Consider the following 5,653-nt stretch of genomic DNA (forward strand, 5'->3'; position numbering starts at 1 on the left):
GTAAGAAACTTCTCGAAGGTCTCACACGGTGACCGCGCTTACGTCTCGCGACGAGCCGGCCACCAGGAGTTACACCACTCTATGGGGCACTACTGACAAACGTCGCTATGCGGAGCTCCTCACCCTCGAGATGGGCAAGGTGATCGGAGAGGCGGAGGCCGAGGTCGACCTTTCGGCGGACATCCTGCAGTACTACGCCGAACATGGTGAGTCGTTGCTCGAAACGATCACCGTGCCCGTGGCTTTTGCCGCGGAGGGAGAGGTCGAGATCGTGAGCCAGCCGCTCGGTGTGCTTCTCAGCGTCGAACCATGGAATTTCCCGTACTACCAGGTCGTTCGCGTGGCCGGCCCGCAGCTGCTTGCCGGCAACACGATCCTGCTCAAGCACGCCAGCAACGTACCCCAGGCTGCCGCGATGTTCGACGACCTCTTCGAGCGCGCGGGTCTTCCAGCCGGGGCATTCAAGAACCTCTACCTCCCACACAACCTCACCGAGTACGTCATCAATGACCCCCGCGTTCGTGGCGTCGCCCTCACGGGCAGCGAGGAGGCGGGCGCGATCATCGCCGCGTACGCCGCCAAGGCCGTGAAGAAGAGCACCCTCGAGCTCGGTGGCTCGGATGCGTTCGTGGTGCTCGCCGACGCCGACATCGACAAGACAGTGCAGTGGGCCGTGTTCGGACGCCACTGGAATGCCGGGCAGGTCTGCGTGTCCGCCAAGCGCTTGATCGTGGTCGACGAGGTCTTCGACGAATTCCTGGAGAAGTACCGCGCCGGAGTCACCGCGCTGAAGATGGGGGATCCGATGGATCCGGCTACAACCCTCGCCCCGCTCTCGTCCCAGGGAGCCGCCGACAAGCTGGCCGTCCAGGTCGAGAAGGCCATCGCCGGCGGCGCCACCGCCGAGACTCTCGGCGAGAAGGTGCCCGCGAATGGCGCCTTCTACCAGCCGACGATCCTCACCGGAATGACCAGCGCGAACCCCTCGTACTTCGAGGAGTTCTTCGGCCCGGTCTCCATCATCATCCGTGTGAAGGACGAGGCAGAGGCGATTACCGTCGCCAACGACTCGCCGTTCGGCCTCGGCGGATCCGTGTTCACCAGGGACACGGTCAACGGGGAGAAGGTGGCCCGCAAGATCGAGACCGGGATGGTCTACGTGAACCACCCGACCATGGTCAAGGCCGACATCCCGTTCGGTGGGGTGAAGCACTCCGGGTATGGTCACGAGTTGACCAATCTCGGTATCCAGGAATTCATCAACAAGAAGGTCATCGACATCGTCGACATCAACGCTGCGTTCTGATCTGAGCCAGCCCGCCTTCTGACCGAAGAACGGCCCGCCGGTGACTTCGCCGGCGGGCCGTTCTCGTGGCGTCGGCACACGGATGTGCGCTGCCCTCGCGCCTGTCAGCCCTTGACCACCGCGACGCTCACGGGGGTGGGGTTGGCGAAGAGGTCGAGTACAGGGCAGTGCTTGTCGACGACCTCGCGCAGTTCCTGGTACCGCTCGTCCGACTCCGGTCCGGTGAGGGTGATGTCGAGACGGATGTCGCTGAAGCCGGCGCGCACGCCCTCGTTGATGCCGAATAGCTTGCTGGCGTCGAGGTCGCCTTCCGCAACGACCGAGATGTCGTCTACCCGGATGCCGAGCGCTTGCGCATAGAGCCGATAGACCACGACCTGGCAGGAGATGAGGGCGCCGAGTGCAATCTCGACGGGACTGGCTGCGGTGTCATCACCGGCGAGGGCGGCAGGCTCGTCCACGAGGAAGCGGTGCTTGCCCGCGGTGATGGCGGTGGCGACCGAGCCTTCGCCCCGGCCCTTCACGCGGTAGGTGAGGTGGGCCTGGGCGGGGTCGGCGGCGATGCGTGAGCCCCAGGAGGCGCCGGCGGCGGTGAGTCGTTCGGCACGGTCTGCCGCGCTGGAGGTCGATGCTGGGGCTGAGTCGAGAAGTGTCATGCCCACACCGTATGGTCGACTGGACGGCGTCCGTCGAGCGTTACGTCACACGGCGTCTCTCGGCGTAACAACCGGCGATCGGCTGCCGGACGACCACAAGTCCGTGGATGGCCCATGTCAGGCCGTGGGCACCGCCACGATATCCACCGAGATCTCGACGGCTGGTGTCGTGCCCGTGTTCTCCAGCCAATGCATGGTGTGACTGTCTTCCGGCCAACCCGGGCCGGGCCCGTATTCCTTGCTTTCGCCGTCCCGATGGTCGGTGATCGTTCCCTGCAGGACATAGACCGAGCCCGGTCTGCCCACGTGGTCGTGCACGGGGCCGAAGACCCCTCCTGGTTCGATGGTCACTTTTCGCATCCTCAGCTGGCGCCCCGCCATACCCGCGATCTCGGGGCCGAGGTCCACCGCCGAGAGCAATTCGATTGACACGCCCCTCGACGCCGTTGCCGCCTGATGATCGCTCATGACATGTTCTCCTCTCGGTCGTCCCGCGGCTAAGATGCTGGCCAATATTGTCCGTCACGATCGCGGCGAGGTCCATAGTCACCGCATCCAACACGTTCCGTTGGGATCCTCGGATGCTGAGAGGCGGGCCGATCGTTCAGCTTGCAGCCCTTCATTCCTGGTCGAGCGGCGTACTGTCTCCTGGTCGAGCGGCGTACTGTCGAACTGTGAAAATCACGGTGACCGGCGCAGCCGGACAGATCGGCTATGCCCTCCTCTTCCGCATCGCGTCCGGCGAGATGCTCGGCCCGGATGTCCCGGTCGAGCTGCAACTGCTCGAGGTGCCGCAGGCGATGCGAGCCGCGGCGGGGATCGCGATGGAGCTGGACGATTGCGCCTTCCCGCTACTCACGTCAGTCGACATCTCGGATGATGCGACGCACGCCTTCGACGGCAGCAGCGTCGCGCTGCTGGTCGGCTCCCGACCGCGCACGGCGGGCATGGAACGCGGTGACCTCCTGGCGGCCAACGGCGGTATTTTCGGGCCGCAGGGTCGCGCGATCAACGATGCGGCGGCGGCTGACATCCGTGTTCTCGTGGTCGGCAACCCCGCCAACACCAATGCCTTGATCGCCGCCGCGCACGCCCCGGATGTACCGTCCTCGAGATTCACCGCGATGACCCGACTCGACCACAACCGGGCACTGTCACAGCTCGCACGTCACCTCGACGCACCCGTCTCCTCGCTCTCCCGTCTGACGATCTGGGGCAATCATTCGGCCACGCAGTATCCGGATCTCAGCCACGCTCTTCGCTCCGGTGATCCCGTCACGGTGGACCAGAGCTGGGTCGAGAACGAGTTCATCCCCACGGTCGCCCAGCGCGGAGCGGCGATCATCGAGGCTCGCGGTTCCTCTTCTGCCGCATCCGCAGCCAACGCCGCCATCGACCACATGCGCGACTGGATCCACGGTACGACTTCGGGGGAGTGGACCTCTGCCGGCGTCGTCTCCGACGGTTCGTACGACGTCCCGGCAGGACTGGTGAGCTCTTTCCCCGTCACCTCATCGGGCGAGGACTGGCAGATTGTTCCCGACCTGACGATCGACGCGTTCTCCCGGTCGCGCATTGACGCCTCGGTCGCGGAGTTGCTCGAGGAACGCTCCGCGGTGGCAGCTCTCGGGCTGCTTCCCGGCCAGCACTGACCGCACCATCCGTCACAAACCGTCGGCAACGAGCCCTCCCGAAGCGTTATGTGACGGCTCACCGTGCCGGGTCGTCCCCGACCAGTGCGCAAACTGTCACAAACGGCTGGTAAACACCAGTCTGGCGACACTTTGGGGCTGCTCGGCCGAACTGGGGTTCGCTGCCAGCGATTCAGGGGTCCGACGGATTCTTCGGCCGGGACGATTCCTGCCCTGTCCACTGCACTCTGGACGCAGTCATCTAGGCTGCTGATGGGTCTCAGAGCGACCGTGAACACACTTCCTGACAGGTCGGAGGTAGGTATGGGCAACCTGATTGACGGAATTCTCAACGTCAACCCTGTCCTCGCTTTCATCTTGGTCGGGGTGCTGGTCTTCGCCGAAGATGCGCTCTTTGTCGGATTTGTCATCCCCGGAGAGACCGCCGCGGTTGTCGGTGGCGTGGTTGCTAGCCGGGGCAACGCGAACGTGATTTTGATGGCTGCGATTGTCGTGACTGCTGCGATCTTGGGGGACTCGGTCGGTTACGAAATCGGAAAGAGGTTCGGCCCGCGTCTACTGGCGAGCAAGCCTCTGAGGAAACGTCGCACGAAGCTCGATCGAGCGCAGGATTTCTTGAGTCGCCGCGGCGGGGTTGCTGTTTTCCTCGGCCGATTCGTCGCATTCTTCCGCGCAGTGATGCCGGCACTCGCAGGCTCGTCCGGCATGCCGTATCCCAGGTTTGTCACCTGGAATGCTGCTGGCGGCCTTATCTGGGGCGTCGCGTTTGTTGCCCTCGGCTATGTTGCTGGCAACTCCTATGCGGCGGTGGCGAAGACTGTTGGCCGGGATATCGCCGCCGTCGTAGCAATCGTTCTGGTGCTGGCACTGATCGGCTGGCGGGTCGGCACACATGTGCGGGCGCGCCGACGCGCGACGCCCCGGTAGGCACCATCCGTCGGTAATGAAGGATGTAGCCCTGCTGTTCCCAGACGCAGCGCACCGGCAGCTGCCCGGCGAAGGTCACAGGTCACGCTCACGGCTTCGTTGAGACCCCGTCGTGCTCGGAGAGAGTTTCTTCGAGGAGAGCGGGGCCGGGACTTGACGCGGACGCGTCGACCGGTGCATCTCGTGAGCGCCGGTTGCTTGTGTGGTGCTCCCCGGAGTGCAAGACCTCACAGCTCGATGGAGGCCGCCACTGTCTGACTGCCAACCGCCGCGCCGCATTCGGATCGAGCGAGGGCCACAAGGTGCGTGGCAGCTTCTGACCTGCCGCGGTGAATCGCGGAGTTATCTCGGCCAGGGCGGGACGCCGTGGAGTCAGTCAGCGGCTGACTCTGCTTCTTCTCCGTGGGAGACGATGTCGCCGTCTGTGAAGAGGATGCCGCGGGCGATTTGCCGCCATCTGGGCTTGGCTCGGAGGAGAAATTCGAGTTCCATACTGAAGTGTTTGTACTCTTCGCCGAGCGAGTCGATCATAATGGCGCGGGCGACGGGGTCTTGCTCCACGGCGATGCGTTGCTCGTACCAGCCGATTGCTTCGGCTTCCTCGGACAGGCTCGCGCACATCCGGGCGAACGTGCGGACCTCGGCGGAGAGTTCCTGCGGCGGCTCGTGATACTGATCAGTTGTCATGATGACTCCTTCGGTGGTATCGGGGATTTCCCGGCCACTGACACCGTACGCCTCGGACTGGAATGGCCTACCCGGGGTCGACACTGCCGCGGGGGAGTGAGGACACCGGCGCCACGAGGCACTTCCGACGCACGTCACGGGCACTTCCCGTTGAACTGGGGTGATGCGACCCAATGATGTGATGGATGGTTTCGCCGGTTGAGCTCGCCCGTCGCAAGATGCGCGCGGCGAGGGCGCGATTCGTGACAGCTCGCGAACATCGGGCGGCGGAAAGCCCGCCGTCATCTGCCGGACCGACCGTCGTCTCAATCGTCAGCAGCCCCCAGCCTGGGTCACGTCCCGCATAGTGGTGTAACTCACGGTGGCTTGCCGCGTCGGTGACGACGTGGGCGCGGCCACCGTGTGATCCTTCGAGGAAACTCTCA

The 5,653-nt window shown here is 64.5% G+C and carries 6 protein-coding genes; 3 read left to right on the forward strand and 3 right to left on the reverse strand.

Annotated features, from left to right (window positions below):
* The first annotated feature begins 28 nt into the window (after positions 1-28).
* Positions 29-1,306: an aldehyde dehydrogenase family protein gene (locus ABIB54_RS17495; protein ID WP_354576810.1), complete on the forward strand. Its 1,278-nt coding sequence runs from the start codon at positions 29-31 to the stop codon at positions 1,304-1,306.
* A 104-nt stretch (positions 1,307-1,410) separates the two neighbouring features.
* On the opposite strand, the gene ABIB54_RS17500 is transcribed toward ABIB54_RS17495, so the two are convergent.
* On the reverse strand, positions 1,411-1,962 hold the full coding sequence (locus tag ABIB54_RS17500) for an OsmC family protein (protein WP_354576811.1): 552 nt from the start codon (positions 1,960-1,962) through the stop codon (positions 1,411-1,413).
* A gap of 117 nt (positions 1,963-2,079) precedes the next feature.
* On the reverse strand, positions 2,080-2,430 hold the full coding sequence (locus ABIB54_RS17505) for a cupin domain-containing protein (protein ID WP_354576812.1): 351 nt from the start codon (positions 2,428-2,430) through the stop codon (positions 2,080-2,082).
* A gap of 206 nt (positions 2,431-2,636) precedes the next feature.
* Here ABIB54_RS17505 and ABIB54_RS17510 point away from each other — a divergent pair, with 206 nt between their 5' ends.
* Complete coding sequence (locus tag ABIB54_RS17510; RefSeq protein ID WP_354576813.1) at positions 2,637-3,614, forward strand: malate dehydrogenase; 978 nt, start codon at positions 2,637-2,639, stop codon at positions 3,612-3,614.
* Between the two features lie 303 nt (positions 3,615-3,917).
* Positions 3,918-4,541 (forward strand): DedA family protein, encoded by a 624-nt coding sequence (locus tag ABIB54_RS17515; protein ID WP_354576814.1) that lies wholly within the window; start codon positions 3,918-3,920, stop codon positions 4,539-4,541.
* Positions 4,542-4,913: 372 nt separating this feature from the next.
* On the opposite strand, the gene ABIB54_RS17520 is transcribed toward ABIB54_RS17515, so the two are convergent.
* A complete protein-coding gene (locus ABIB54_RS17520; RefSeq protein ID WP_354576815.1) occupies positions 4,914-5,228 on the reverse strand; it encodes a ferritin family protein in 315 nt (104 codons plus the stop codon).
* Positions 5,229-5,653 lie beyond the last annotated feature (425 nt).

The sequence above is a fragment of the Frigoribacterium sp. UYMn621 genome (genome assembly GCF_040549525.1).
Lineage (GTDB): Bacteria > Actinomycetota > Actinomycetes > Actinomycetales > Microbacteriaceae > Lacisediminihabitans.

What these genes read in the sequence shown, in the direction of transcription:
- ABIB54_RS17505 (WP_354576812.1), bottom strand. Translation starts at nt 2,430, where the DNA reads ATGAGCGATCATCAGGCGGCAACGGCGTCGAGGGGCGTGTCAATCGAA.
- ABIB54_RS17500 (WP_354576811.1), bottom strand. Translation starts at nt 1,962, where the DNA reads ATGACACTTCTCGACTCAGCCCCAGCATCGACCTCCAGCGCGGCAGAC.
- ABIB54_RS17520 (WP_354576815.1), bottom strand. Translation starts at nt 5,228, where the DNA reads ATGACAACTGATCAGTATCACGAGCCGCCGCAGGAACTCTCCGCCGAG.
- ABIB54_RS17515 (WP_354576814.1), top strand. Translation starts at nt 3,918, where the DNA reads ATGGGCAACCTGATTGACGGAATTCTCAACGTCAACCCTGTCCTCGCT.